This window comes from Acinetobacter pittii, from assembly GCF_022449185.1.
In the GTDB taxonomy this organism is placed as follows: domain Bacteria; phylum Pseudomonadota; class Gammaproteobacteria; order Pseudomonadales; family Moraxellaceae; genus Acinetobacter; species Acinetobacter pittii_I.
Map to the genome: position 1 here is coordinate 1 of NZ_JAKUKO010000007.1, position 22,574 is coordinate 22,574.

The 22,574-nt window shown below is 39.9% G+C and carries 24 protein-coding genes and 1 pseudogene; 8 read left to right on the forward strand and 17 right to left on the reverse strand.

Annotated elements, in window-relative coordinates:
* Positions 1-297 precede the first annotated feature (297 nt).
* Positions 298-868: pseudogene (locus tag MKX14_RS14695) on the reverse strand (TetR/AcrR family transcriptional regulator).
* An 87-nt stretch (positions 869-955) separates the two neighbouring features.
* Between MKX14_RS14695 and MKX14_RS14700 the strand changes: the two are divergent.
* Positions 956-2,170: an oxygenase MpaB family protein gene (locus MKX14_RS14700; protein WP_240282797.1), complete on the forward strand. Its 1,215-nt coding sequence runs from the start codon at positions 956-958 to the stop codon at positions 2,168-2,170.
* Between the two features lie 67 nt (positions 2,171-2,237).
* Here MKX14_RS14700 and MKX14_RS14705 read toward each other — a convergent pair whose 3' ends face one another.
* From MKX14_RS14705 to def, 4 genes are all read right to left on the reverse strand, one after another.
* Positions 2,238-2,444: a hypothetical protein gene (locus tag MKX14_RS14705; protein WP_005072046.1), complete on the reverse strand. Its 207-nt coding sequence runs from the start codon at positions 2,442-2,444 to the stop codon at positions 2,238-2,240.
* A 49-nt stretch (positions 2,445-2,493) separates the two neighbouring features.
* On the reverse strand, positions 2,494-4,608 hold the full coding sequence (oprC, locus tag MKX14_RS14710; protein ID WP_240282798.1) for a TonB-dependent copper receptor: 2,115 nt from the start codon (positions 4,606-4,608) through the stop codon (positions 2,494-2,496).
* A 72-nt stretch (positions 4,609-4,680) separates the two neighbouring features.
* A complete protein-coding gene (locus tag MKX14_RS14715) occupies positions 4,681-5,106 on the reverse strand; it encodes a DUF2946 family protein (RefSeq protein ID WP_002114087.1) in 426 nt (141 codons plus the stop codon).
* 43 nt (positions 5,107-5,149) lie between these two features.
* A complete protein-coding gene (gene def, locus MKX14_RS14720; RefSeq protein ID WP_078225483.1) occupies positions 5,150-5,680 on the reverse strand; it encodes a peptide deformylase in 531 nt (176 codons plus the stop codon).
* 122 nt (positions 5,681-5,802) lie between these two features.
* On the opposite strand from def, the gene MKX14_RS14725 reads away from it, so the two are divergent.
* The 3 genes from MKX14_RS14725 to yrdC are packed head-to-tail and all read left to right on the forward strand — an operon-like array spanning position 5,803 to position 8,732.
* Entirely contained in the window at positions 5,803-6,957 is a 1,155-nt protein-coding gene (locus MKX14_RS14725) for a LysM peptidoglycan-binding domain-containing protein (protein ID WP_240282799.1), read from the forward strand.
* Positions 6,958-6,977: 20 nt separating this feature from the next.
* Positions 6,978-8,111: a DNA-processing protein DprA gene (gene dprA, locus MKX14_RS14730; RefSeq protein ID WP_240282800.1), complete on the forward strand. Its 1,134-nt coding sequence runs from the start codon at positions 6,978-6,980 to the stop codon at positions 8,109-8,111.
* A 51-nt stretch (positions 8,112-8,162) separates the two neighbouring features.
* Positions 8,163-8,732, forward strand: a complete 570-nt coding sequence (gene yrdC, locus MKX14_RS14735) for an L-threonylcarbamoyladenylate synthase (protein ID WP_046813023.1) — start codon at positions 8,163-8,165, stop codon at positions 8,730-8,732.
* A 392-nt stretch (positions 8,733-9,124) separates the two neighbouring features.
* On the opposite strand, the gene MKX14_RS14740 is transcribed toward yrdC, so the two are convergent.
* A complete protein-coding gene (locus tag MKX14_RS14740) occupies positions 9,125-10,045 on the reverse strand; it encodes a DMT family transporter (RefSeq protein WP_240282801.1) in 921 nt (306 codons plus the stop codon).
* A 103-nt stretch (positions 10,046-10,148) separates the two neighbouring features.
* Positions 10,149-10,802, reverse strand: coding sequence for a TetR/AcrR family transcriptional regulator (locus tag MKX14_RS14745; protein ID WP_240282802.1), 654 nt, complete (start codon positions 10,800-10,802; stop codon positions 10,149-10,151).
* A 135-nt stretch (positions 10,803-10,937) separates the two neighbouring features.
* Between MKX14_RS14745 and nepI the strand changes: the two genes are divergently transcribed.
* The 4 genes from nepI to MKX14_RS14765 all read left to right on the forward strand — a co-directional run bounded on the left by nepI (position 10,938) and on the right by MKX14_RS14765 (position 14,333).
* Positions 10,938-12,152 (forward strand): MFS transporter, encoded by a 1,215-nt coding sequence (nepI, locus tag MKX14_RS14750; RefSeq protein WP_046813020.1) that lies wholly within the window; start codon positions 10,938-10,940, stop codon positions 12,150-12,152.
* A 21-nt stretch (positions 12,153-12,173) separates the two neighbouring features.
* Positions 12,174-12,938, forward strand: coding sequence for an AraC family transcriptional regulator (locus MKX14_RS14755; RefSeq protein WP_032038558.1), 765 nt, complete (start codon positions 12,174-12,176; stop codon positions 12,936-12,938).
* Between the two features lie 120 nt (positions 12,939-13,058).
* Positions 13,059-13,604, forward strand: coding sequence for a glutathione peroxidase (gene btuE, locus MKX14_RS14760; protein WP_108008246.1), 546 nt, complete (start codon positions 13,059-13,061; stop codon positions 13,602-13,604).
* 141 nt (positions 13,605-13,745) lie between these two features.
* Positions 13,746-14,333, forward strand: a complete 588-nt coding sequence (locus MKX14_RS14765; RefSeq protein ID WP_108008262.1) for a hypothetical protein — start codon at positions 13,746-13,748, stop codon at positions 14,331-14,333.
* A 56-nt stretch (positions 14,334-14,389) separates the two neighbouring features.
* On the opposite strand, the gene atpC is transcribed toward MKX14_RS14765, so the two are convergent.
* From atpC to znuA, 10 genes are all read right to left on the reverse strand, one after another.
* On the reverse strand, positions 14,390-14,809 hold the full coding sequence (gene atpC / locus MKX14_RS14770; protein WP_002114076.1) for a F0F1 ATP synthase subunit epsilon: 420 nt from the start codon (positions 14,807-14,809) through the stop codon (positions 14,390-14,392).
* A gap of 17 nt (positions 14,810-14,826) precedes the next feature.
* The gene (atpD, locus tag MKX14_RS14775; RefSeq protein WP_240282803.1) at positions 14,827-16,221 is read right to left on the reverse strand and encodes a F0F1 ATP synthase subunit beta; all 1,395 of its coding nucleotides are present in this window, start codon (positions 16,219-16,221) and stop codon (positions 14,827-14,829) included.
* Between the two features lie 30 nt (positions 16,222-16,251).
* Complete coding sequence (atpG, locus tag MKX14_RS14780; RefSeq protein WP_002114131.1) at positions 16,252-17,121, reverse strand: F0F1 ATP synthase subunit gamma; 870 nt, start codon at positions 17,119-17,121, stop codon at positions 16,252-16,254.
* A 77-nt stretch (positions 17,122-17,198) separates the two neighbouring features.
* The gene (gene atpA, locus MKX14_RS14785; protein ID WP_002114049.1) at positions 17,199-18,743 is read right to left on the reverse strand and encodes a F0F1 ATP synthase subunit alpha; all 1,545 of its coding nucleotides are present in this window, start codon (positions 18,741-18,743) and stop codon (positions 17,199-17,201) included.
* A gap of 46 nt (positions 18,744-18,789) precedes the next feature.
* Complete coding sequence (gene atpH / locus MKX14_RS14790; protein WP_002114070.1) at positions 18,790-19,326, reverse strand: F0F1 ATP synthase subunit delta; 537 nt, start codon at positions 19,324-19,326, stop codon at positions 18,790-18,792.
* Between the two features lie 12 nt (positions 19,327-19,338).
* The gene (gene atpF / locus MKX14_RS14795; RefSeq protein ID WP_001024691.1) at positions 19,339-19,809 is read right to left on the reverse strand and encodes a F0F1 ATP synthase subunit B; all 471 of its coding nucleotides are present in this window, start codon (positions 19,807-19,809) and stop codon (positions 19,339-19,341) included.
* Positions 19,810-19,847: 38 nt separating this feature from the next.
* The gene (gene atpE, locus MKX14_RS14800) at positions 19,848-20,093 is read right to left on the reverse strand and encodes a F0F1 ATP synthase subunit C (RefSeq protein WP_000424060.1); all 246 of its coding nucleotides are present in this window, start codon (positions 20,091-20,093) and stop codon (positions 19,848-19,850) included.
* 84 nt (positions 20,094-20,177) lie between these two features.
* The gene (gene atpB, locus MKX14_RS14805) at positions 20,178-21,053 is read right to left on the reverse strand and encodes a F0F1 ATP synthase subunit A (RefSeq protein ID WP_002114072.1); all 876 of its coding nucleotides are present in this window, start codon (positions 21,051-21,053) and stop codon (positions 20,178-20,180) included.
* A gap of 104 nt (positions 21,054-21,157) precedes the next feature.
* Entirely contained in the window at positions 21,158-21,556 is a 399-nt protein-coding gene (gene atpI, locus MKX14_RS14810; RefSeq protein ID WP_108008244.1) for an ATP synthase subunit I, read from the reverse strand.
* Between the two features lie 170 nt (positions 21,557-21,726).
* A complete protein-coding gene (gene znuA / locus MKX14_RS14815; RefSeq protein ID WP_213067197.1) occupies positions 21,727-22,566 on the reverse strand; it encodes a metal ABC transporter substrate-binding protein in 840 nt (279 codons plus the stop codon).
* Positions 22,567-22,574 lie beyond the last annotated feature (8 nt).

Genomic DNA, 22,574 nt, shown 5'->3' on the forward strand with positions numbered 1-22,574 from the left:
AATCTCTTAAAAGTCAACAGGTAATTTCGATATTTTTAAAACTTATCTCTCAAACCAACTTACCATCAAATTCATCACTTAAAGCAATCAACTTAATCACAAGTAACTGTTTTTCAACAAGTTTCTATCTGCATCACCGCCGATGGATGTGCATTATAGACCATTAACTTACCTTTGCAAGCGAAAATTAAAAAATAATGACTTGAGCGTTTACTTTTAAACCATATCACAAGTTAAACTATTGTTTTATATTAATAATTATTTTAATTTTTTATTTTTGGCCTAAATAAGCCAGTATCATGCTCGATAATTCGCGTTTAAGTTGTTGTTCTGAGATAAGAAAATTGTTCTGACTCACATATCGCATCATCGTAAAAAGCGTACTATTAATAATTACAAAGGATTTATGCTTTACCTGTTCGAAGTCCCACTGATGAGGATTTCTACTGAATGTATATAGCCCTACTTCAAAAAAATGCTTTTCTAAAATCTGAGCAGCTTGCGAATGACTATAGTCATGCCAGTGTTTCAGCACTTCTATAAAAAATCCATGATCGGCTTTTAATGCATTAAATCCCAACTCTATTGCTAAGGGAATAAGCAGCTCTAAAGGAATATTTCCTTGCCGCACAACCAACTCTTTAAGTTGTTGCCCCAGCAATTCGCTTTTACGGCGCAATAGTTCTTCTATGATTTGATCTTTATTCTCAAAGTATTGGTAAATCGACCCAACACTTACTCCAGATTTCTCTGCAATTTTAGGTGTCGTCGTATGTAGTAATCCATACTGGGCGATACACTGCTGTGTCGCCTCTAAAATATGGTCAACAATAATTTTTGAACGCTGTTGCTGTGGGGCTTTTCTCATCGTTTTTTATTCATTAAATGCGAATTGAATGCGAATAATTATTCATATTAGCCTATTTATTATTCAGTTCAATAAGTAAGTAACGATATGCAAATGATTAGCCCGACTCGACTTGCTTCTTTTAATGATATGCAAGACAGTAATTTCTTTACTCAGTTTTTAAATATCTGTTGTGAAAAACCTGTACAACCAAACTATACGGAATATATGTCTTTACAACATGCTCTTTATGAAGGGGATATTGAAATGGATCAGGTGATTGATTGGGTTATGCAAAATCCCAAAAATCACCGCATGATTTTTGAGAAGATATTATTTCAAGGCCGCGATAATCTATCTGAGCCTATACCTACCGAGTTAGAAAATTTCTTTAATTACATTGAACAAAAGCCTAAATGGTTAGATCAGCGTCAAATTGATGAGGCTGTTAAATTTACTCATCATTTAGGAATAAATAATGGTTTTATTCTTAGAGATTTATCCTTAATGGCGGGATATTTATATCCGGGATTTAATCAGCCGCTAATTTTAACGGGTGCATTAAAGAAACAGGCAGGTACTCGTTTAGCTGAAACCACTAAATGGTGGGTTGATATTACTGAACCTCAAGGACTTGAGCGTCTAAGCGCAGGTTTTACATCAACGATTTATGTTCGCTTTATTCATGCACTCGTTCGCCGACAATTAAAAAAGTCTGATCGTTGGGATAGTGAAGTTTGGGGAATTCCACTTAATCAATTTGATTTAGCAATGACTAATTTGGCTTTTAGCAGTGTAGTTTTACTCGGTATTAGGGCTTTAGGTGTATGGCCGACCAAGCAAGAAGCCAAGAGTTTTTTACATTTTTGGCGTTATGTTGGCTGGTTGATGGGTATTGATGAAAAATGGCTTATTCAATCTGAATCTGAGGGTTGGAGGTTACTTTACTGGATGCAGTTTGCTCACCCTCGCTCCGATCACAGCAGTGTTGAGTTAGGATCAAGCTTATCCAAAGAGCCTTTTGAGAGAAAATATCTACATTTACGTTCTTTGCAGCAGAAGCTTGCTTATCGACAACATTTAGAACTTACCCAATTTTTTATTGGCAAGAAGAGAATGAAACTACTCGGATTGCCTCAGCAGTCTGCCTCATGGTTTGCTTATTATCTAATTGTGCGTAATTCACTACTTTATAATGGTGCAAAGCTTTCACCAAAAGTTGAAAAGTTTTTATCTAAATCAGGCCGTAATATACAAAAACTTGGCTTAACGCTTTATCAGAATCAAGGTAAGGCAAAAACCTTAGCGAGTATGCATCAATAACTTTTAAAACTTAAAAACAAAAATGGAAGCCCGTTAATTAGACTTCCATTTTCAAATATTAAGGAACTTATTGAGCTGATGAACTGTGCATTTCAGCGTGATTCATTTGCTCGTGTGACTCCATCATCTGCTTCTTTTTCTGACTTGGCATGTAGTCAGGTTCATTGTTGATGGCCAAGTAAAAAATAATCATAAACAATAAACTCAAGATAGAAGCCACAATAAGTAACTTCCATCCCCACCAAGATTGTTCAGGCGATAATTTATTAGTCATTTCATTTCTCTCTTTAAATTAATATTTTCAGTTCATTCACTACGGCTTATTAAAACTTCATGCTCATACGAACCCAGTAATTTCTTCCGATATTGTTAAACTGCTCTTCGCTCGCAAATCCAAAGCCTGCACTACCCGCTTTGTTTAAGTGTTCGGTATAGGTCTTATCTAATACGTTATCGATACCAACAGAGACATCGATATCTTTACGAAGGTTGTAACTTCCGTTTAGAGAAAGAGTCGAAAAACCTTTACTTGGTTTTAAGTCATATCCCACGATATTACCCTGATGTAAACTCACGCGGTTTTGCTCAGCAACCGCTCGCCATAATAATCCTAAATTATATTTATCAGCCACATAGCGAATATTTAAGCGACCTTCTAAAGGTGAAATTTGAGGTAGTGGTTTGTCATCTGTGGTGTTCTTACCCCATGCATACATCGCACTCAAATCTGCCTGAATATGATCGGTAAATTGATATCCAACACCCGCTTCCGCACCTGCGATGGTTGCATCAACATTTTTAGCACCCGCAGTAATATCATGGCTCATATCATGCCCACCCATTCCAGTACTTGGGTGATGGTGATAACTCATTAAAATGTAGTCATCTACTAAGCCTGCATAAGCAGAAGCCCATGTATTTAAAGCACCATGTTGCTGCTGGAAGCCCATATCTAACTGTAATGTTTTCTCAGGATTTACACCGTTAAACGTATTGGTTGAGCCAGCATTACCGTGTTTAGGCGAGAAAAGCTCCCAATAATCAGGCATACGCTCTACATAACCTAAACCAATATAGCTTTTTAGGTCATGCTCAGGATGTTGATTTTCCCAACGGACAAATGCACTCGGTAAAGTCTTTTCAAGTTTAGTATTAAAACCTTTTGCTTGAGAATCAGCGCGCTCATCTTCAACTGTGACTCGATCTAAACGTGCACCTGTAACCAGTTTGTTGAAATCGTTCCATTGATAGCCCAGTTCGCCAAAAGCACCATATGATTGAAAACGCATATCTTGGCGATATGGAATATTCATAGAAGGCATTGTTGGCGATGACATGCTACCGCCATGTTTATTAAATTGAGAATCAATGCCTGTGATCAAACTCCATTTGTTCCATTCAGAAGTCATTGCCAAACGTGAGTTTAATGTACGGCGTGTCACTTGCATTGCCATCGGATTCGGCATCAGCATGGTCATCCCACCATGATTCATTTCAACTAATGGCGGTATGCGCAAGCTAAAGTTATCCATAATATGGTCGTTATAGCTGTAGTTCACCTGCCCTTCAATTTTCTTAATGACATCAGTGATATTTTTCTTTTCGAAACGTAGCCCTAAGCTTTCACGCGCAAATTGAGATCCGTCCATTGAACGTCCAGCATAAAGCGATTCACCATCAGATTTTCCACCAGTGAGTTCCACCCACGTGTTTTCATCTGGAGTAAAGCCAAGTGCTACATCAGCATTCCACTTTTTCCATGCAGAAGGCACGGTATTTCCATCACCATCTTGATAACTATTCGACTCTGAACGGTTGGCATTTAAACGGATATATTTTTTCTCATCGCCCACTGCCGCTTCAACATTATGGTCAATACGTCCATATGAACCTAGTAAAACACTTGCTTGTCCACGATAAGGTTTTTCAGAGGTAAGTTTCTCAGGCTGTCGTTCAAAAAGGACTGTTGCTGCCGAACCTGTATTGGCATATTGAACTGTTTGCGGACCTTTAATGACAGAAATACGATCATAACTTTCTGGTGAAATATAAGAAGTTGGAGCATCCATACGATTTGGGCAGGCACCTAAGTTCTCTGTGCCATCCGTTAGAATTTTGATGCGTGAACCAAACATACCTCGGAATGTCACATCACCATTTGTTCCACCGCTTTGTATTGAGTTAAAACCCATAATACTTTGTAGATAGTCTGCTCCATCTGTAGCAGGTACTGGCTGAATCGGTTGCTTTGGGTCTGCATATACAATCAAGCCATTTGCATCGTTGCCTTGTTGTGCTGTAACAACAATAGGTGCTAATGAGTGAAGCGCTTGGGTATCGGCATCATTTTTTTCTGAATTAGCAAAAACTAGTCCCGAATGAGAGACAGCAAACATCGCAACCCATAAAGGTTGTAGTAAAAATTTAGAATGTGGCATTTTTATACGCTCTAAAACATAAATAAAGTGATATCGAAGTCAGTTAAGACCCCAACAAAAAATTGCTTTTATTTATGCAAATAGAGGTGGTGCACGCCCTTGCGGGAGTAGAAAAAGTCGCTGTAGTGCAAAGTAGACATGTCTAAATGCTTGTTGATAAGCGACTAAGCGGACTTGTATACGGACTAAAACTTCTTTTACACCAAATTCAGGTGGCAAAACCAGATTGGCATAGACGGTACAATATTGACACTGGTGATTTGCATCATGATGATCATGTTGCCCAGAGGCTTGTGCCTGTTCAATATGATGTTCATGATGTGAATGCATGGCATGTGACATGGTTTCCATCTGTGCTTTAGGTTTAAGCAAAGCGAGGGTAATAGTTTCACAGACCGGAGCAATTTGATACTGCTTCGGTAATAGCGGCTGTAGAAATACCGCGACCTGTAAAAATACTGCTGCACATGCAAGCAGTAAACCACTACGAAAAACCAAAAATCACATCCACACTACATTAATGTTTCAAGAATAGAAATTTTTAACGTTTTACTGCAATTTTTTCACGTTCACGTTGACGAACAACTTTTTCGACTTTTTCTCGAGCACGCTGACGTTTAAGTGGCGACAAATAATCCACAAATAATTTGCCATTTAAGTGATCCATTTCATGTTGGATACAAACAGCGAGAAGTCCATCAGCTTCTATCTCAAATGCTTGACCTTCAAGGTTAATTGCCTCAATTTTCACACGTGACGGGCGCTCAACTTTGTCGTATATTTGTGGCACCGATAGGCAGCCTTCTTCGTACTGCTGCTTATCTTCTGTCAGTGGAGTTATTTTGGGGTTAATGAAAACCATAGGGTCATCTTTAGATTCAGACAAATCTATGACGATAAGCTGAATATGACGATCGACCTGAGAAGCTGCTAAACCAATACCGGGTGCCGCATACATGGTTTCAAGCATATCTGCTGCAAGTTGACGAATTTCATCAGTAACTTCTTCAACAGGCTTAGCAATGGTACGAAGACGGGGATCAGGAAAACTTAAAATAGGTAATAAGGCCATACTGACGTCCTCACTTATGCCATTGATTGAAAAACCAAATGAAGGAAATACTTCATCGAAAAATTGTGTGTTAGCCGCCTATTATAACGCATCTGCACGCATAATTTTTAGGAATTATCATAATGAAAAAGGTTTTTGACGGCATGGTTCAATTTCATGCTTTGGGGATAAAAAAGCATTTACTTGCTTTAGCACTTTTTACAGGGGTTGCTTTCGGTACGATAGCAGAGACTTATGCTGCTAGTCCGAACCATAATCCACCCTCTCTTAGAAGTAATGCACCACATGTCTACGTTGTAAAACGAGGAGATACGCTATGGGATATTTCTGGTCACTTTCTGAGTAAACCTTGGCGCTGGCCTGAAATTTGGGCAAATAATCAGCATGTCAAAAATCCACACTGGATTTATCCTGGTGATCGATTACTGCTGTGTAGTTTAGATGGCCGTCCATTGGTTGGAAAAGATGAAGGAGATGGCTGTGTCGGCATTATTCGCCGTTACACAGGCCAAATGACAAATTTACAACCTCAAGTTCGTGTGGAGTCACTTAACAATAACGTACCTGTTATTCCTCTTGAACATATCAAACAATGGTTAGAACACAGCACAATTTTGCCAGCCGACGCAATTGAACACACTCCTTATATTGTTGGTACTGCTGATCAACGCGTGCTTGCGGCAAAAGGTCAAACTATTTATGCGCGCGGACAAGGTTTAATTGATGGTCAACGTTATGCAGTTTATCGTGAAGGTGAACCTTATTATTTCACAGACAGTAAAGGTAAAAAGCATAGTCTAGGTATTGAGCTGCAACAAGTTGCTTCAGGGATTGCGATCTCTTCTGAAAAAGACATAACAACGCTTGAGTTAACTGATAGCTACAATTCCGAAGTACGTCGTGGTGATCGGGTGATGCCAGAAGAAGAGGCAACCCTACCTACTTTATTTTATCCAGTAGACGCTACTCAGATGACCGATGGCGGCAAAATTATTCGTGTAATGGGATCAATCGGTACTGCTGCCAAAAATAGTGTGGTGACTTTAGATCGAGGTATGGCACAAGGTATTCAAGTAGGACAAGTTTTTGATATTACGCAACAAGGTGAAACCATTCGAGATCCTAAAACCAAAGAACCAATACAGTTACCAGGACAACAAATTGGTAGTCTAATGGTCTTTAGAACTTTTGATCAGTTGAGTTATGCCTACGTATTAGAAAGCGATTTACCAGTTAAAGTTGGTTCAAGCATTCAGCCACCCCGCTTTAATGATTAATGCTGGATGTACCTTTTACAATGCTTACTCAACTTCCTTCACACCATTACCACACGCTTAAAGTGTGGTATTTGGTGCAACACTCTTTAGTCAGCTTCAAAAAAATTGTCGATTATTTTGGTAACTGTGAAAAGGCAGTCCAGTCAGCTAATCTGGCACAGTGGTCCAGTCTTGGTTTACACGCTAATCATTTAAAACGTGTAGCTGAATTTCAAACCGCTCAAGGTCAAGCTCAGTTTGAAAAACTGATTCAACAGATCCATCAGCATACTGATTTTATTTTAATAGCAGATGACTCAGGCTATCCCACTCAGTTACTACCTTATACAGATCACCCACCTATCATTTTTGGAAAAGGTCAGGCACAAGCTTTATTACAACCACAAATTGCGATAGTAGGCAGTCGAAAACCAAGCCCACATGGTCGTCAGGTTGCTTATGATTTTGCCTACTACTTAAGTGAAAAAGGTTTTTATGTGAGTAGCGGCTTGGCATATGGTATTGATGAAGCTGCTCACCAAGGAGCATCAGCACATCAACGTACAATTGCAGTAACAGGAACTGGTTTAGACAGTACCTACCCTGCTCAAAATAAAAAACTTGCAGAACATATTTTGGCTCAAAACGGGGCGATTATTACTGAGTTTTTGCCTGGAACACCTCCATTACAACAGCATTTCCCACGTAGAAACCGAATTGTCAGCGGTCTGAGTTTAGGTGTGTTAGTGGTAGAAGCTACATTAAAAAGTGGTTCTCTCATCACTGCGAACAAAGCTGCTGAACAAGGTAAGACTGTATTTGCCATTCCTGGTCATATTTACAGTGAGTTTCATCAAGGTTGCCATCAACTTATTCGTGAGGGAGCAATTTTAGTCGATCATCCTGAACAAATTATTGAAGACCTTGCTTTACCAACTCAGTGGCAAAGTCAGCAACAAAACTCTATCGAGGAGGCTGTAGTTTCTAGTACCCCAGAAATTCCTGAGCATTTAATTAACCTTTATCAATCTTTAGACTGGGTCGGACAAAATATTGATCAGCTTGTCTTACATCACTCTCAGCCTGTTGCAGAACTCACCTCTTCACTGATGGAACTAGAACTACTTGGTTTATGTATGCAACAATCAGGATTGTATTTACGTTGTCGTTCTTAGTATTGGAGCGCACAATAGCAATTCTGTCTGATTGAAAGGAAGAGTATTACCATGATTACCACCTCAGTTACCGAAGCAGCCGAATGTTTACAACAAGGTCAAGTTTTGGCATATCCAACTGAGGCAGTTTGGGGGCTAGGTTGCGACCCTTTTAATGAGCAAGCTTTTCAAAAGATTCTTGAACTAAAGCAAAGGCCTATTGAAAAGGGTGTAATTTTATTAGCAGGTCATATTAGCCAAGTCGAGCACCTGCTAACTTCTCTACCTCAAACAACCCAACAAGAAATTATTGATTGTTGGTCTAATCATCAACCCTCAGAAAGAGCAACAACTTGGCTATTACCAGCCGGTGAACATATTCCTTCATGGATTAAAGGTGAGCATCCTCTTGTCGCTGTTCGAGTCACTACACATCCTTTATGTGTGGCATTATGCAATGCTTTTCATGGCTTTATTGTCTCGACTAGTGCGAACCCAAGTGGACAAGAACCTGCACACTCACTACAGGATGCCTGCCAATACTTTGGTTCACAATTAAACTATCTGAATGGTGACTTAGGCCAGAGCCAACAACCAAGCCGGATCATTAACGCTCTTACCAGAGAGATTATTCGCGCCTAATTTCAAACAAAAAAAAGCTCAGTTATATAGGGATAACTGAGCATAAAAAAGGATGGGTACATACCACATCCAGAGGGTCTAGATATCTGTGGAACGAAAGGTAATTTACAAAGAAAAGAGCGCCTTTCGTAGTGGCCGCTATTATGTGGTAAGAGGTTCAATGAGAGAAATATATTATTTCTCTAAAAAAAGCATGAAAAGTGTAGGGAATTTACGTTCTTTTGCCTATAAATTAAAATTATATTAATATTTTTACTCGGCTTTTTTAATGTTTATATTACAACCTATTTTTATAAACTATTTTTAAATCATATAGAAAAACTTTAACTAAGAAAAAATTGGCATATTTTCATCAGTTTTTTCCAAAATATGCCATAGTTTTTTTACCGAATTTAGTTTTGTTCTTGCACTAATTCGCTCTTTTTAGCAATCACCTTCTTCTGAGCCATAATGATACCAATTAAAATAACAATCCCACCTAGCGTGTGATAAATGGTCCACTGCTCAGACAACCAGACACTTGCAATAACTGCTGTAAAGACAGGCACCAAGTTCATAAAAATACTTGTTCTATTAGGACCGAGTTGTTGAACAGCTAACATCCAAACTAACGGCGCAATAAGTGAAGCAAATACACCTGCATAAATAGCACTTGGTGCATTTTGTACATTTAAAGCATCGAGTCCAAACCAGAGAATTAAAGGAATATGAAATATTACAGAAAATCCAATCTGAACATATAAGCTTGTCATAATTGGGAGAGGCAACTGCCATTTTTTAAGGAATACTCCATAAAATGCATAGAAGAATACGGCAATAATCATCAATACATCACCAAGGTGTCCGCCACCACTTAAAAGCTTATTAATATTTCCTTGGGACATGACATATAACAAACCTGCAAAAGATAGAATACTGCCAAAAACTGCAAAGCGATTAGGCACATCTTTTAAAATGACAAGCGAAACAAAGATCGTGAATATAGGAATAAATGCATTCACAATTCCCATATTGGTTGCACTGGTATAATGGGCAGCCGTATAAGCAAGCCCTTGATAAAGCACCATCCCAAATGCACTTAACACAGCAAGCTTAGGTAAATATGGTATTACTAGTCGTCTTTGTCTCCACACAGACATAAACATAAATGGAGTCAAAATAATAAAAGCGATTAACCACCGATAAAAACTAATACTTACCGGAGAGATATAATCCGAGACATAGCGGGTGACTACAATATTTAAAGACCAAATCAATACTGCCAAAATGGGAAAAATAAACGCCCATTTGTGATATTTCATGACCTGACTCATAGCAATACACCATCTACAAAAGAGATTTTATTTTGAAGAATGTCTTAATAAATTGAAATATCGTATTTCCGACATTGATATCGAACTTAGGACATTATCCTTTTTAGAATAATGTCCAAGCTTTCACGGCATGACCTACCACTTTATGTAATTGCTCGCTACTCGCACCGTCTCTTGCTTGAATGGTAAGGCCTTGAATGACAGTAGTATAAAAATCAGTCATTTCCTGTAAAGGTGCATGAGAAGATAAATCCCCTTGCTCTACCCCTTGCTGAAGACGTTTTAATAATTTTTCTTTGGTCTTTATGCGCTTATCTAATAGATTTTGCTGTACATCTTGAGTCGCATCTGAGCAATTCATAGCCGCAACGACCACCATACAACCTGCTGGCTTATTGGGCTGAACCAATCTTTTAACAATGTCATAAAGATATAACTCAACAGCAATTTTTGCAGTTTTTGCTTCTACAAATATAGTGTCAATCGGACATCCTTCATGAGCTAAATAGTAATCAATACTTTTATAAAACAGCCCTGCCTTATCACCAAAAGCACTATATAGGCTAGGTGCTGTAATTTCCAAAGCTTGCGTTAAATCACTAATAGACGTTGCTTCATAGCCATGCTCCCAAAAGAGCAACATTGCTTTTTGCAAAACCTCTTGTTCATCAAAGCATTTAGGACGTCCGCGCTTTTTTTTCAGCGTATCTTCTGTAACAGCTAAATTCGTTTCATGCCTATTTGTCATAAAGATCACATCTATTTTTATAACAATCGTTATTAAATTAATTGACGTTCGATTTTTTATCAACTATTTTATTTTCATAATGATCGTTAGTTAATTAATAAATTGCCTTTCTTTACTCCAAATTTAGCCAAGTAAGGATTTCCTATGGACCAATCGTCTATCTCTAAAGCGCGACCCACGACCTCCACTCAAGGAAGCTGGTTTGCCATTTTGGCCGTTTCTATCGCAGCATTTGCCTTAGTTACAAGTGAATTTTTACCCGTTGGCGTTTTAAATAGTGTCGCAACAGATTTAAATATTTCTGTAGGTACAGCAGGCCTGATTATTACCGTACCCGGCATTATGGCAGCAATTGCAGCCCCTCTATTGCCTGTATCAGTAAAACAACTTGATCGGCGTTATGTGCTTATCTTGCTGACAGCTATTATGGTTATTGCCAATACCATTACCGCATTTGCTGAAAACTTTCATATTTTATTGTTAAGTCGCTTAATTTTAGGTATTTCAATTGGTGGTTTCTGGGCGACCGCCATTGCTCTAAGTGGAAAATTAGCTCCCTCACACCTTCCTATTGCTAAAGCAACTGCGGTCGTGATGGCAGGTGTGACTTTTGCTACAGTTCTAGGTGTACCGATTGGAACTTGGTTAAGCGAGTTTTATGGCTGGCGTAGTGCTTTTGGAATTACTGCAGGCATTGGCTTAGTTGTTTTAATCTTACAATTAATCTTTTTACCTAAACTTGTACCAGATTCGGCAATTCACATGAAAGATTTGCCAGCCCTATTACGCACTCCTAAAGCACGTAGTGGCATGTTGATTGTTTTATTGATCGGACTCGCTCACTTTTGTGCCTATAGCTATTTAGCACCTTTCTTTAAAAATGTTGCTGGTTTTAATGGGACAACCATTAGTTCATTATTATTGCTCTATGGAATTGCTGGTATTTTCGGAAATGCTTTTGCCGGATATAGTGGGAATCTAAATGTCCGTTATACATTAGCTTTTGTGGGTACATGCTTTGCAATCGTATTCTTTGGATTTCCTCTTTTTGCCGTTCATGAGTTTGGTGCTATTGTCTTAACCGCGTTATGGGGATTTGCATTTGGCGCCTTCCCTACCTCAGCGAATATTTGGATGTTTGTACATGCGCCAAATGCAGTTGAAAAAGGTATGCCGCTTTTTGTAGGTATGTTTCAGGTGATGATTGCGACAGGTTCATTATTAGGGGGATATGTAGTTGATCATTTCAATGAAAATACTTTAATTTATGGTGTATTAAGCTTCGTTGCCTTAGCATTACTAAGTACATTCACCTTAGCAAAAGGTCTTAATAACCCTAAAGCTACTTGTGAAAATTAAAATATGAGTCAGAGCATATAGATGAACAATGAGGATCAGCAATTTTCATTATTAAACAGTATAGAAGTTCATGAATTTCTATACCAAAAAGAAGATATTGTTCGTCCTCATGCATCTCTTTGGGGAGATTTTAATTTCAGTTTAAATGGCATATTAGAAATGGAGATTGAAGAACAGCTATACCTTTCTCCACCTAGCTATGGTCTTTGGATTCCACCTCAAACTGTTCATCAGTCAACCCATATCGACCATGAAATTCATTATATCTGTATTCGACTGCACCCTCGCCTATGCTCTATTTTAGGAAATAGCTGTCGATGCTTTAGTATTCAGCCTTTTTTTCGCACTTTAGTTTTACAAATTCTAGAGCAGCAAAAACAAACCGAACAACCTGAATACTTAGAACATCTTTTACAAGTTTTATTCGATCAACTCAAACAAGCTCCTGCATATTCACATTATTTACCGCAAACGCGGCATCCTGTTTTATTGCCTATTTTAGAAAAACTTTCAGATCCTTTACTTTTTGATCAGTCTTTACAGCAGTTACTACAAAACTTTTCGGTCAGTGATCGCCACTTATTACGTTTGAGTCAACAAGAGCTTCAGCTTTCATTGTCCGAATGGAGAAATCGGGCCAAAATTGTTTATGCCATTCATCAGATTCGCCAAGGGACGTCTATCAAGCGTTTAGCATACGATTTAGGTTATCAACATAGCTCAAGTTTTATTGAATTTTTTAAACGTTACACTGGGCAAACACCTATCCAAATCAGAAATAACTAGAATTCAGTTTATCTTTAAAAACTTTTTCTTTTTTGAACACGAATATTATTGCACTACCCCTCAATAGCAGTTAAAACAAATGCGTTACTTGATATCAATTACAATCTTTAGGAAAGACTCATGACACAATCTGTATATCACATTCCAGTAAAAGCTATTTCAGGCGAAACGGTTGACCTCGAACAATACAAAGGTAAAGTTCTACTTATCGTAAATACTGCTTCTAAATGTGGTTTAACTCCACAATACGAAGGCTTAGAAAAACTTTACCAAGCAAAAAAAGACCAAGGTCTTGAAATTTTAGGTTTCCCAGCAAACAACTTTAAAGAGCAAGAACCAGGTTCTGATGAAGAAATTCAACAGTTCTGTTCATTAAATTATGATGTTCATTTCCCTTTATTTTCTAAGGTTTCTGTAGTCGGCGAAGATAAGCACCCACTTTACCAAACTTTGACAGCGGCTCAGCCGGAACGCACTGGTGAAGGTCCTTTCCGTGAGCGTTTAGAAAGCTTAGGTATTCCAACCAACCCTGCTCCAGAAGTTTTATGGAACTTCGAAAAGTTTTTAATTAATAAAAATGGCGAAGTCGTAGCTCGCTTTGCTCCAAACCTAACAGCAGACGATGAACAAATCGTTAAAGCAGTTGAAGCAGAGTTAGCAAAATAATATATTAAAATGTGAGAAAGGGCGTTTTATACGCTCTTTTTTATGTTCGCCTCAAAGTGTTGTTCGTTTGCAAAAATACAATCTTTCTTCATATTTTATGCCTATAGTATCTATTTGCTTTATTTGATGTTGTTTGTAGTTATGAAAAAAGTTTTACAGGGCGCATTTCTTCCTTTTGTAATTTTTGCCTCAGGCATGCTTTTACTCGGGTGCGATCAGGCACAAGACCATGCTACCGAACAAGAAAAGACTGAACAGGCATCTGACCAAAACATTGAACAACAAGAGTCAGAAATTGCACCCAACAAAGCCGAACTTAAAAGCGGCAATATTTTTTATATGGTCCGCGACGCTGCTAATTTACAGCTTAAAGCTGGTGACTATGTTGAACAGCTTAAAGATACTCAGCTTGATGTTGAAAAAGCCATCCAAGATAAGAATCAGAATGAACTAAAAACTACCGTCACTACGTTAAAACAGCAACTAGAAGGTTTAAATCAAGCACTTTTGACTTTAGATATCAAAAGTCAGGAAATTGAGAATATTCGCCAAAGTTTATTACATGCCAACCAACAAGCTCTTAGCATGCCATTACTCAATGGGAAATTAGATCAAATTAATTTTGACCAAATTGAAAAACAGCTTAATACCATTCAAATGGATATGGTGAAGCTTGCTGCCATGATTATGGCAGGAGATGAAAAGTCAGATTCAAAAACTGAATCTTAAAAAACAACTTATAAAAAAGCCACCTTACGGTGGCTTTTTCAATCTCAAACCGGCAATTATAGTGCGCGGTTTTTGATTTTACGGATAGTTTCAAGCTGTGCAGCGGTTTCTGCCAAGGCAGCCAACGCAGCAGCTGAGTCCAAATCACTCTTTTGGTTTGCAAGCAATTGTTCAGCATTTTTACGTGCTTCTAAAATTGCCGCTTCATCCAAGTTGTCAGCACGGATTGCAGTATCTGCAAGAACCGTTACAACATGAGGTTGAACTTCTAAAACACCGCCAGATACATAGACGATTTCTTCTGTACCATTTTCCAACTGAACACGAATCGGGCCCGGTTGAAGCAAGGTTACAAGTGGAGCATGTCCTGGCAAAATACCAAGCTCACCACCAGCACCTTTCGCGATTAACATCGTTACTGCGCCAGAGTAAATAGACTCTTTAACACTTACGACATCACATTGCATAGTCGCCATGAGATGATCTCCTTAAATTAGAGTTTCTCAGCTTTAACAATCACTTCGTCAATACCACCAACCATATAGAACGCTTGTTCTGGGATGTGATCGTATTCACCAGCTAATAGACCTTTAAAGCCACGAATCGTTTCTTTAAGTGGTACTAATTTACCAGGAGCACCAGTAAACACTTCAGCTACGTGGAATGGTTGAGAGAAGAAACGTTGGATTTTACGCGCACGGTAAACAACCAATTTATCTTCTTCAGCTAATTCATCCATACCCAAGATTGCGATGATGTCTTTAAGCTCTTTATAACGTTGCAATACGTTTTGTACTGCACGCGCAATTTCATAGTGCTCTTGACCAACAACTAATGGGTCTAACTGACGTGAAGTTGAGTCAAGTGGATCGATCGCTGGATAGATACCAGAAGATGCGATGTCACGGCTCAATACTACTGTTGCATCTAAGTGAGCAAATGTAGTTGCAGGAGATGGATCTGTTAAGTCATCGGCAGGTACATATACTGCTTGGATCGATGTGATCGAACCAGATTTAGTAGATGTAATACGCTCTTGAAGAACACCCATTTCTTCTGCAAGTGTAGGTTGGTAACCTACCGCAGACGGCATACGACCTAACAATGCTGATACTTCAGTACCCGCAAGTGTATAACGGTAGATGTTGTCGACGAATAATAATACGTCACGACCTTTACCATTTTCGTCTTTTTGATCACGGAAGTATTCAGCCATAGTCAAACCAGTTAACGCTACGCGTAAACGGTTACCTGGTGGCTCGTTCATCTGACCGTAGACCATTGCTACTTTGTCAAGAACGTTAGAATCTTTCATTTCGTGATAGAAGTCGTTACCTTCACGAGTACGCTCACCAACACCAGCAAACACAGATAAACCTGAGTGAGCTTTAGCGATGTTGTTGATCAACTCCATCATGTTAACGGTTTTACCAACACCAGCACCACCGAATAGACCAACTTTACCACCTTTTGCGAACGGGCAAAGTAAGTCAATTACTTTAATACCAGTTTCTAAAAGATCAGTAGAAGCTGCTTGTTCAGCATAAGAAGGGGCTTGACGGTGAATCGGCAAACGCTCTTCAGTCGCTACCGGACCTGCTTCATCAATTGGGCGACCCAAAACGTCCATGATACGACCAAGCGTAGCTGGACCTACTGGAACAGAAATCGGTGCATTTGTGCTAGTTACATTAAGGCCACGTTTAAGACCTTCTGTAGAACCCATTGCGATGGTACGAACAACACCATCGCCAAGCTGTTGCTGAACTTCTAATGTAGTTTCAGTACCGTCAACTTGGAGAGCGTCATAGATCTTAGGAACGCTATTGCGCTCAAACTCGACGTCGATAACCGCGCCGATGATCTGAATGATACGACCGCTACTCATTGCTGTCTCCTCAATTCAAACTTAATAATGTTAAACGGCAGCGGCACCGCCAACGATCTCGGAAATTTCCTGAGTAATCGCGGCTTGACGCAGCTTGTTGTAAATGAGTTGTAGGTCTTTAATCAATTGTCCTGCGTTGTCTGTCGCTGCTTTCATCGCGACCATACGAGCTGACTGCTCACATGCAACGTTTTCAATCACACCTTGATAAACCATAGACTCGATATAGCGAACCAACAAACCATTTAACAATTCTTCTGCTTCTGGTTCGTAGATATAGTCCCAACCATAAGTACGGTTGAGATCATCGCCTTCTTCTGCTGGTGCTAAAGGAACAAGTTGTTCTACTTTAGGCTGCTGAGTCATTGCATTAACGAAGCCATTTGATACGAGATAGATACGATCTAATTCGCCTTTATCAAATGCATCAAGCATAACTTGGACTGAGCCAGTTAACTGTTCCAAACTCGGCGCATCGCCAAGTTGGGTAGTTGCACCGAGCACTTTACCGCCGTAATTCTTAAAAAACGAAACCGCTTTTTGACCAATTAAAGCAAATTCAACTTCAATTGACTGCTGTTGTTGTGCTTTGACATGCTGCACAACTTTCTTGAACAAGTTAATGTTCAAGCCACCTGCCAAACCACGATCTGAAGACACTACGATATAGCCAACACGCTTAACTGGGCGGTCAACCATATAACGGTGTTTGTATTCAGGGTTTGCTTGTACCAAGTGAGCAATTACACGGCGCATATTATCGGCATACGGACGGCCCTGAGCCATGCGCTCTTGCGCACGACGCATTTTAGAAGCAGCTACCATTTGCATCGCGCGAGTAATCTTTTGCGTGCTCTTGATACTAGCTACTTTGGCGCGAATTTCTTTTAAATTTGCCATACGCTTAACCTAGTATTCGAAAGCTCTTTCGAGCTTCCGAAGGTTGATCCGTGAACCAAACTTAACTAAAACTAAACTTAGTAAGTTTGAGTCGCTTTAAAGCTTTCAATACCTGCTTTGATTGCTGCTTCGATGTCTTTGTTATAATCACCAGTTTCATCGATTTGTTTCATCAACGGAGCATATTCTGAGCGGAAGTAAGAAATTAACGCAGCATCAAAGTCTACGATTTTCTTAACTTCTACGTCAGCCATGTAGCCTTCGTTAGATGCATAAACAGAAACAGCTTGGTCAGCAATTGAGTAAGGAGCATATTGTTTTTGCTTCATTAACTCAGTTACACGTTGACCATGTTCAAGTTGCTTACGAGTTGCTTCGTCAAGGTCAGAAGCGAACTGAGCAAACGCAGCCAATTCACGGTATTGTGCTAAAGCAGTACGGATACCACCAGACAATTTTTTGATGATCTTAGTTTGAGCAGAACCACCAACACGAGATACAGAGATACCCGCGTTCACAGCAGGACGAATACCTGCGTTGAATAATGATGTTTCTAAGAAGATCTGACCGTCAGTAATCGAAATTACGTTCGTTGGTACGAATGCAGATACGTCACCTGCTTGAGTTTCAATAATTGGCAATGCAGTTAAAGAACCAGTTTGACCAGTTACTGCGCCATTAGTGAATTTCTCAACGTAGTCAGCAGATACACGAGAAGCACGTTCAAGAAGACGTGAGTGAAGATAGAATACGTCACCCGGATACGCTTCACGACCTGGTGGACGACGTAAAAGTAATGAAATTTGACGGTAAGCAACAGCTTGCTTAGACAAATCATCATAAATAATAAGAGCGTCTTCACCGCGGTCACGGAAGTATTCACCCATTGTACAGCCAGAGTACGGAGCTAAGTACTGCATTGCAGCAGGATCAGCAGCCGCAGCAGCGACAACAGTGGTATACGCCATAGCGCCAGTTTCTTCTAGCTTACGCACAACGTTTGCAATTGTTGATTGTTTTTGACCAATCGCAACGTATACACATTTAATGCCAGAGTTTTTCTGAGCGATAATCGCATCGATCGCCATCGCTGTTTTACCAGTTTGACGGTCACCGATGATCAACTCACGTTGGCCACGGCCAACAGGAATCATTGTATCAACTGATTTATAACCAGTTTGAACAGGTTCATCTACAGATTGACGCCAAATTACGCCTGGTGCTACTTTTTCAACAGCATCAGTTAATTTCGCATCAATTGGGCCTTTACCATCAATTGGGTTACCCAAAGCGTCGACAACACGGCCAAGAAGTTCAGGACCAACTGGAACTTCTAATACACGACCTGTACAACGAGCTTTTTGACCTTCTTGAAGGCTTAGGTAGTTACCTAAAACAACGGCACCCACTGAATCCTGTTCTAGGTTCAGTGCCATACCAAATAAGCCGCCGTCGAATTCGATCATTTCACCGTACATTGCATCAGCAAGACCGTGAATGCGCACGATACCGTCGGATACCATAACAATGGTACCTTCGTTTTTAGCGGTCGCGCTGGTGTCCAGATCTCCGATACGCTGTTTAATGAGCGCACTGATCTCGGATGGATTCAGTTGTTGCATTGCGCTATTCCTCAATCTTTTATTAGTTCAGTCTTCATCATTTGCATTATGCAAGAAGACGAGTACGCATTTTTTCAAGCTTGTTAAGCGCAGAATCATCTATCACTTGATCGCCTGCACGAATTACAACACCTGCAATAAGCTCAGGTTTAACTTCAACTGAAACAGTTACTGTGCTGTTAAAACGCTTTTCTAAAGCAGATTTCAACAGTTGCTCTTGTTCAGCAGTTAACGGGAAAGCCGATTCAATCACGACATCCACATTGTTGTTATTCTGTGATTTAAGCTGTTCATATTCTGCTTCAATTTCAGGTAACAGCATTAAACGATCGTTATCTGCAAGAAGTGTCAAAAAGTTAGACACTGCTTGAGATTGATCTTCACCTAAAACTTTAGCAAAAAGCTTCACTTGCTCCGCAGGAGTAAGTTCAGGGCGATTTAAATAAGCGGAAAATGCTTCGTCTTGCACCGCAGCACTGAGCACTTGTAACGCATTCGACCAATTGTCTGTTGCACCTTGCTCAGAAGCATAAGCAAATGCTGCTTTGGCATACGGACGTGCCAACGTCAAGAGTTCAGCCATAATTCGCCTCGCTTAAAGTTTAGCAGCCAGCTGAGACAGCATGGCGTTATGAGCTTCTGCATCAACTTGCTGGTTCAGGATTTTTTCTGCACCAGTTACTGCCAAAGCAGCTACTTGTTGACGTAATTCTTCGCGAGCAGAATTGATTTCTTGATCAACAGCTTCTTTAGCCTGTTGACGAATACGCTCACCTTCAGCCGCAGCTTGAGTACGAGCTTCTTCGATCAATTGCGCTGCACGACGGTTCGCTTGTTCGATCAATTGAGCCGCTTGTGCTTTAGCTGCATCAAGTTCTTGCTTAACTTGCGCTTGTGCATCGGCAAGGTCAGCTTTCGCTTTTTCTGCTGCATTTAAGCCATCAGCGATTTTACGCTGACGCTCACTAATCGCATTGATTAGTGGTGGCCAAACAAACTTCATGCAGAATGCAACAAAGAATGCAAACGCAATCGCTTGACCAATCAATGTGAGGTTGATATTCATTGCAATTCCTCAAATAGTGGATTTAGGAATTAAGATGATTAACCTACAAATGGATTAGCGAAGATGAAGAACAAGCCAATACCAACACCGATCATAGGCACAGCATCAAGAAGACCCGCGATTAAGAACATACGAGTTTGAAGTTGTGGAGCCAATTCTGGTTGACGAGCAACAGCTTCTAAAAAGCGACCACCCAAAAGACCAAAACCAATCGCAGTACCCAAAGCACCGAAAGCGATCAAGATAGCAGATGCAATTGCAACTAGACCTAAAGTGAGTTCCATGAAAAATTCCTCAGAGGTTAGGTTATTACCAAATTAAATTAAAAAAATTCAGCCCAACCATCATTTGATAGTTAGGCAATACCATTAATGTTTTTCGCTTGCCATGCTCAAGTAAACGATGGTAAGCATCATAAAGATGAATGCCTGCAACGTGATTACAAGAATGTGGAAGATCGCCCAAGGCACAGACAACGCCCATTGAATCCAGAACGGCAATAAAGCAATTAGGATAAAGATCAACTCACCGGCATACATGTTACCGAATAGTCGGAGAGCTAATGAAATCGGACGAGCAAGGAATGTTACCAATTCCAAAATCAAGTTCACTGGAATAAGCAACGCTTTTGCAACTGGATTACTTGGGTTAAATGGGTTAAGTGCCAACTCGCCAACGAAACCACCAACACCCTTTTCGCGGATGCTGTAGAACAAGATAAGTACAAATACAGATAAAGACATACCTAAAGTAATGTTTGGATCTGTAGATGGAACGATCTTGAAGTAAACGTGGTGAGGGTCCATGCCAAATACGTTTGCACCTACAAACGCTGCAACTTGAGGAATCCAGTCAACTGGGATCAAGTCCATTAAGTTCATGAGGAAAATCCACACGAAAATAGTGAGTGCAAGCGGAGCGATTAAACGTGATTTGCCATGAAAAGTATCACGGACACTTGAGTCAACAAACTCAATGATCATTTCGATTGCTGACTGGAATTTAGTTGGAACACCTGCATTTGCAGCTTTTGCAACGATCCAGAACATCAAACAGAAAATCACACCAAGGCCAATTGACCAACCCATTGAATCCAAGTGAATTGCAGTGAACCCCATCGAATGAGCTTCTTCAGCAGTCTCAGCCAATTTCCATGTACCGTCTGGCATTTTGCCATAGGTCATATTGGTCAAGTGATGCTTGATATACTCTGTCGAAGTGAGGGCATGTTCTTCAGCAGCCATAAATCACACCTGGTCAATGTCAATTACTAAAAAGAAGGGAAACGAACATCGGCGTACTGTCGATATCTCGCCACCCTCCAAAAAATCTTCAATTCTTCTTGTTTCTACACCCGTTTTTGTAGACGTGACACCCAAAACGGAGCGACCCACGACATTGCCTGAACGAGAATAAAACCAAACAGCAATGCTAACGGTGATAAAGGTTTAACATTGCTCAAAATCAAAATAAATCCAACGATCATGATTGCAAATTTGCCTAACATGCCCCTATACATGTTAGACAGCACTTGTTTTGATGCTCGTGCACCTGCTGTTCTGAAGGATTGCCAGGAAAAATAACCCGTAGCAAGCCAGCAGACCAACGCACCAAGTGCCGCACTTAATGCTGCTGTCATGTCTTTTATGTTCCACGCCACAAGCGCGGAAACAGGGATCATACATGCTTGTAAGAAGACCAAAGCTTTTGCTAATCGTCGGTCAATCAAGCGACTAGTTTGGCTCATTATTTATCCACTCACAGCATAAATGCTTGACAAGTTTAGCTGATGATCGCTTTTAATCGCAGGCATTATAGAGTTACACCCCTGAACATGCAATCTTTTCCCGACTTTAGTCGGGGTTTTTCATGACAGGTGGTGCTGACGCTACAGTCAGCCTTTGTTTACTTTTTATCTTACTTTTGCGTACTTAATACACATTTATCTGTTTTTATAGCCAGTTTCTTCCATGCAGTGACGAAATCATCCTCATTATTCATGCTCTCGTCTACTGGTTGAAAAGTAATGTTACCTAATTTTTGATATTGACTCTTAGTGGTAAAACTCTCTGCCAACAAACACATCTGATTTTTTGGTCGATTATCATTAAGATACTTAATTTGAGCTGCTGTTGGTGCAACGTGAGGATCATCTGTTAAAGCACCAGCGAACTTTAAGTTTAGTGAGCGTTCTAAATATTGATAGGCATCATGATATGCCCAATACGGTTTGCCATTACTTGAACTATCGTAAGCTTGTGCTGCCTGTAACATTTTACGGGCAAACACATTGGCGTTATTCCAATACTTTGCCTTATTTTCAGGGTGTTGCTGAGAGCGCAAAGCAGCAATAAAGAAACCAATTCGAACTGCATTGTTGGGCTCTAACCACACATGGGTATCTACTGTATTGGGTAAAGCTGCACCGCGTGTACTTCGCTGAGGTAAAACAGAAACAATGCCACTATCTAATAGTGCAATCGCCTTTTTATTATTACCTAATAATTTATTTAAGGGCGCTTCATGCGCTTTACCCAACCAAATCACCAAAGACGCATCATTTATTGCTTTACGATGCGCTGGAGTTAATTGTACGTCATGCCCAGTTTGTCCCTTTAATAAGAGTTGTGGTTCTTCAACCCCTTGAGTGACTTCTTTTGCAATCAGATAAATCGGGTGTGTAGAAACCACCAAACCCTGACCCCACCCTAACGTACTCAAAAGAGAGAACATACTGAAAACAAAAAAACGGAACATGACAGACC

What these genes read in the sequence shown, in the direction of transcription:
- MKX14_RS14700 (WP_240282797.1), top strand. Translation starts at nt 956, where the DNA reads ATGCAAATGATTAGCCCGACTCGACTTGCTTCTTTTAATGATATGCAA.
- MKX14_RS14705 (WP_005072046.1), bottom strand. Translation starts at nt 2,444, where the DNA reads ATGACTAATAAATTATCGCCTGAACAATCTTGGTGGGGATGGAAGTTA.
- oprC (WP_240282798.1), bottom strand. Translation starts at nt 4,608, where the DNA reads ATGCCACATTCTAAATTTTTACTACAACCTTTATGGGTTGCGATGTTT.
- def (WP_078225483.1), bottom strand. Translation starts at nt 5,680, where the DNA reads ATGGCCTTATTACCTATTTTAAGTTTTCCTGATCCCCGTCTTCGTACC.
- MKX14_RS14725 (WP_240282799.1), top strand. Translation starts at nt 5,803, where the DNA reads ATGAAAAAGGTTTTTGACGGCATGGTTCAATTTCATGCTTTGGGGATA.
- dprA (WP_240282800.1), top strand. Translation starts at nt 6,978, where the DNA reads ATGCTTACTCAACTTCCTTCACACCATTACCACACGCTTAAAGTGTGG.
- yrdC (WP_046813023.1), top strand. Translation starts at nt 8,163, where the DNA reads ATGATTACCACCTCAGTTACCGAAGCAGCCGAATGTTTACAACAAGGT.
- MKX14_RS14740 (WP_240282801.1), bottom strand. Translation starts at nt 10,045, where the DNA reads ATGAGTCAGGTCATGAAATATCACAAATGGGCGTTTATTTTTCCCATT.
- nepI (WP_046813020.1), top strand. Translation starts at nt 10,938, where the DNA reads ATGGACCAATCGTCTATCTCTAAAGCGCGACCCACGACCTCCACTCAA.
- MKX14_RS14755 (WP_032038558.1), top strand. Translation starts at nt 12,174, where the DNA reads ATGAACAATGAGGATCAGCAATTTTCATTATTAAACAGTATAGAAGTT.
- btuE (WP_108008246.1), top strand. Translation starts at nt 13,059, where the DNA reads ATGACACAATCTGTATATCACATTCCAGTAAAAGCTATTTCAGGCGAA.
- MKX14_RS14765 (WP_108008262.1), top strand. Translation starts at nt 13,746, where the DNA reads ATGAAAAAAGTTTTACAGGGCGCATTTCTTCCTTTTGTAATTTTTGCC.
- atpC (WP_002114076.1), bottom strand. Translation starts at nt 14,809, where the DNA reads ATGGCGACTATGCAATGTGATGTCGTAAGTGTTAAAGAGTCTATTTAC.
- atpD (WP_240282803.1), bottom strand. Translation starts at nt 16,221, where the DNA reads ATGAGTAGCGGTCGTATCATTCAGATCATCGGCGCGGTTATCGACGTC.
- atpG (WP_002114131.1), bottom strand. Translation starts at nt 17,121, where the DNA reads ATGGCAAATTTAAAAGAAATTCGCGCCAAAGTAGCTAGTATCAAGAGC.
- atpA (WP_002114049.1), bottom strand. Translation starts at nt 18,743, where the DNA reads ATGCAACAACTGAATCCATCCGAGATCAGTGCGCTCATTAAACAGCGT.
- atpH (WP_002114070.1), bottom strand. Translation starts at nt 19,326, where the DNA reads ATGGCTGAACTCTTGACGTTGGCACGTCCGTATGCCAAAGCAGCATTT.
- atpF (WP_001024691.1), bottom strand. Translation starts at nt 19,809, where the DNA reads ATGAATATCAACCTCACATTGATTGGTCAAGCGATTGCGTTTGCATTC.
- atpE (WP_000424060.1), bottom strand. Translation starts at nt 20,093, where the DNA reads ATGGAACTCACTTTAGGTCTAGTTGCAATTGCATCTGCTATCTTGATC.
- atpB (WP_002114072.1), bottom strand. Translation starts at nt 21,053, where the DNA reads ATGGCTGCTGAAGAACATGCCCTCACTTCGACAGAGTATATCAAGCAT.
- atpI (WP_108008244.1), bottom strand. Translation starts at nt 21,556, where the DNA reads ATGAGCCAAACTAGTCGCTTGATTGACCGACGATTAGCAAAAGCTTTG.
- znuA (WP_213067197.1), bottom strand. Translation starts at nt 22,566, where the DNA reads ATGTTCCGTTTTTTTGTTTTCAGTATGTTCTCTCTTTTGAGTACGTTA.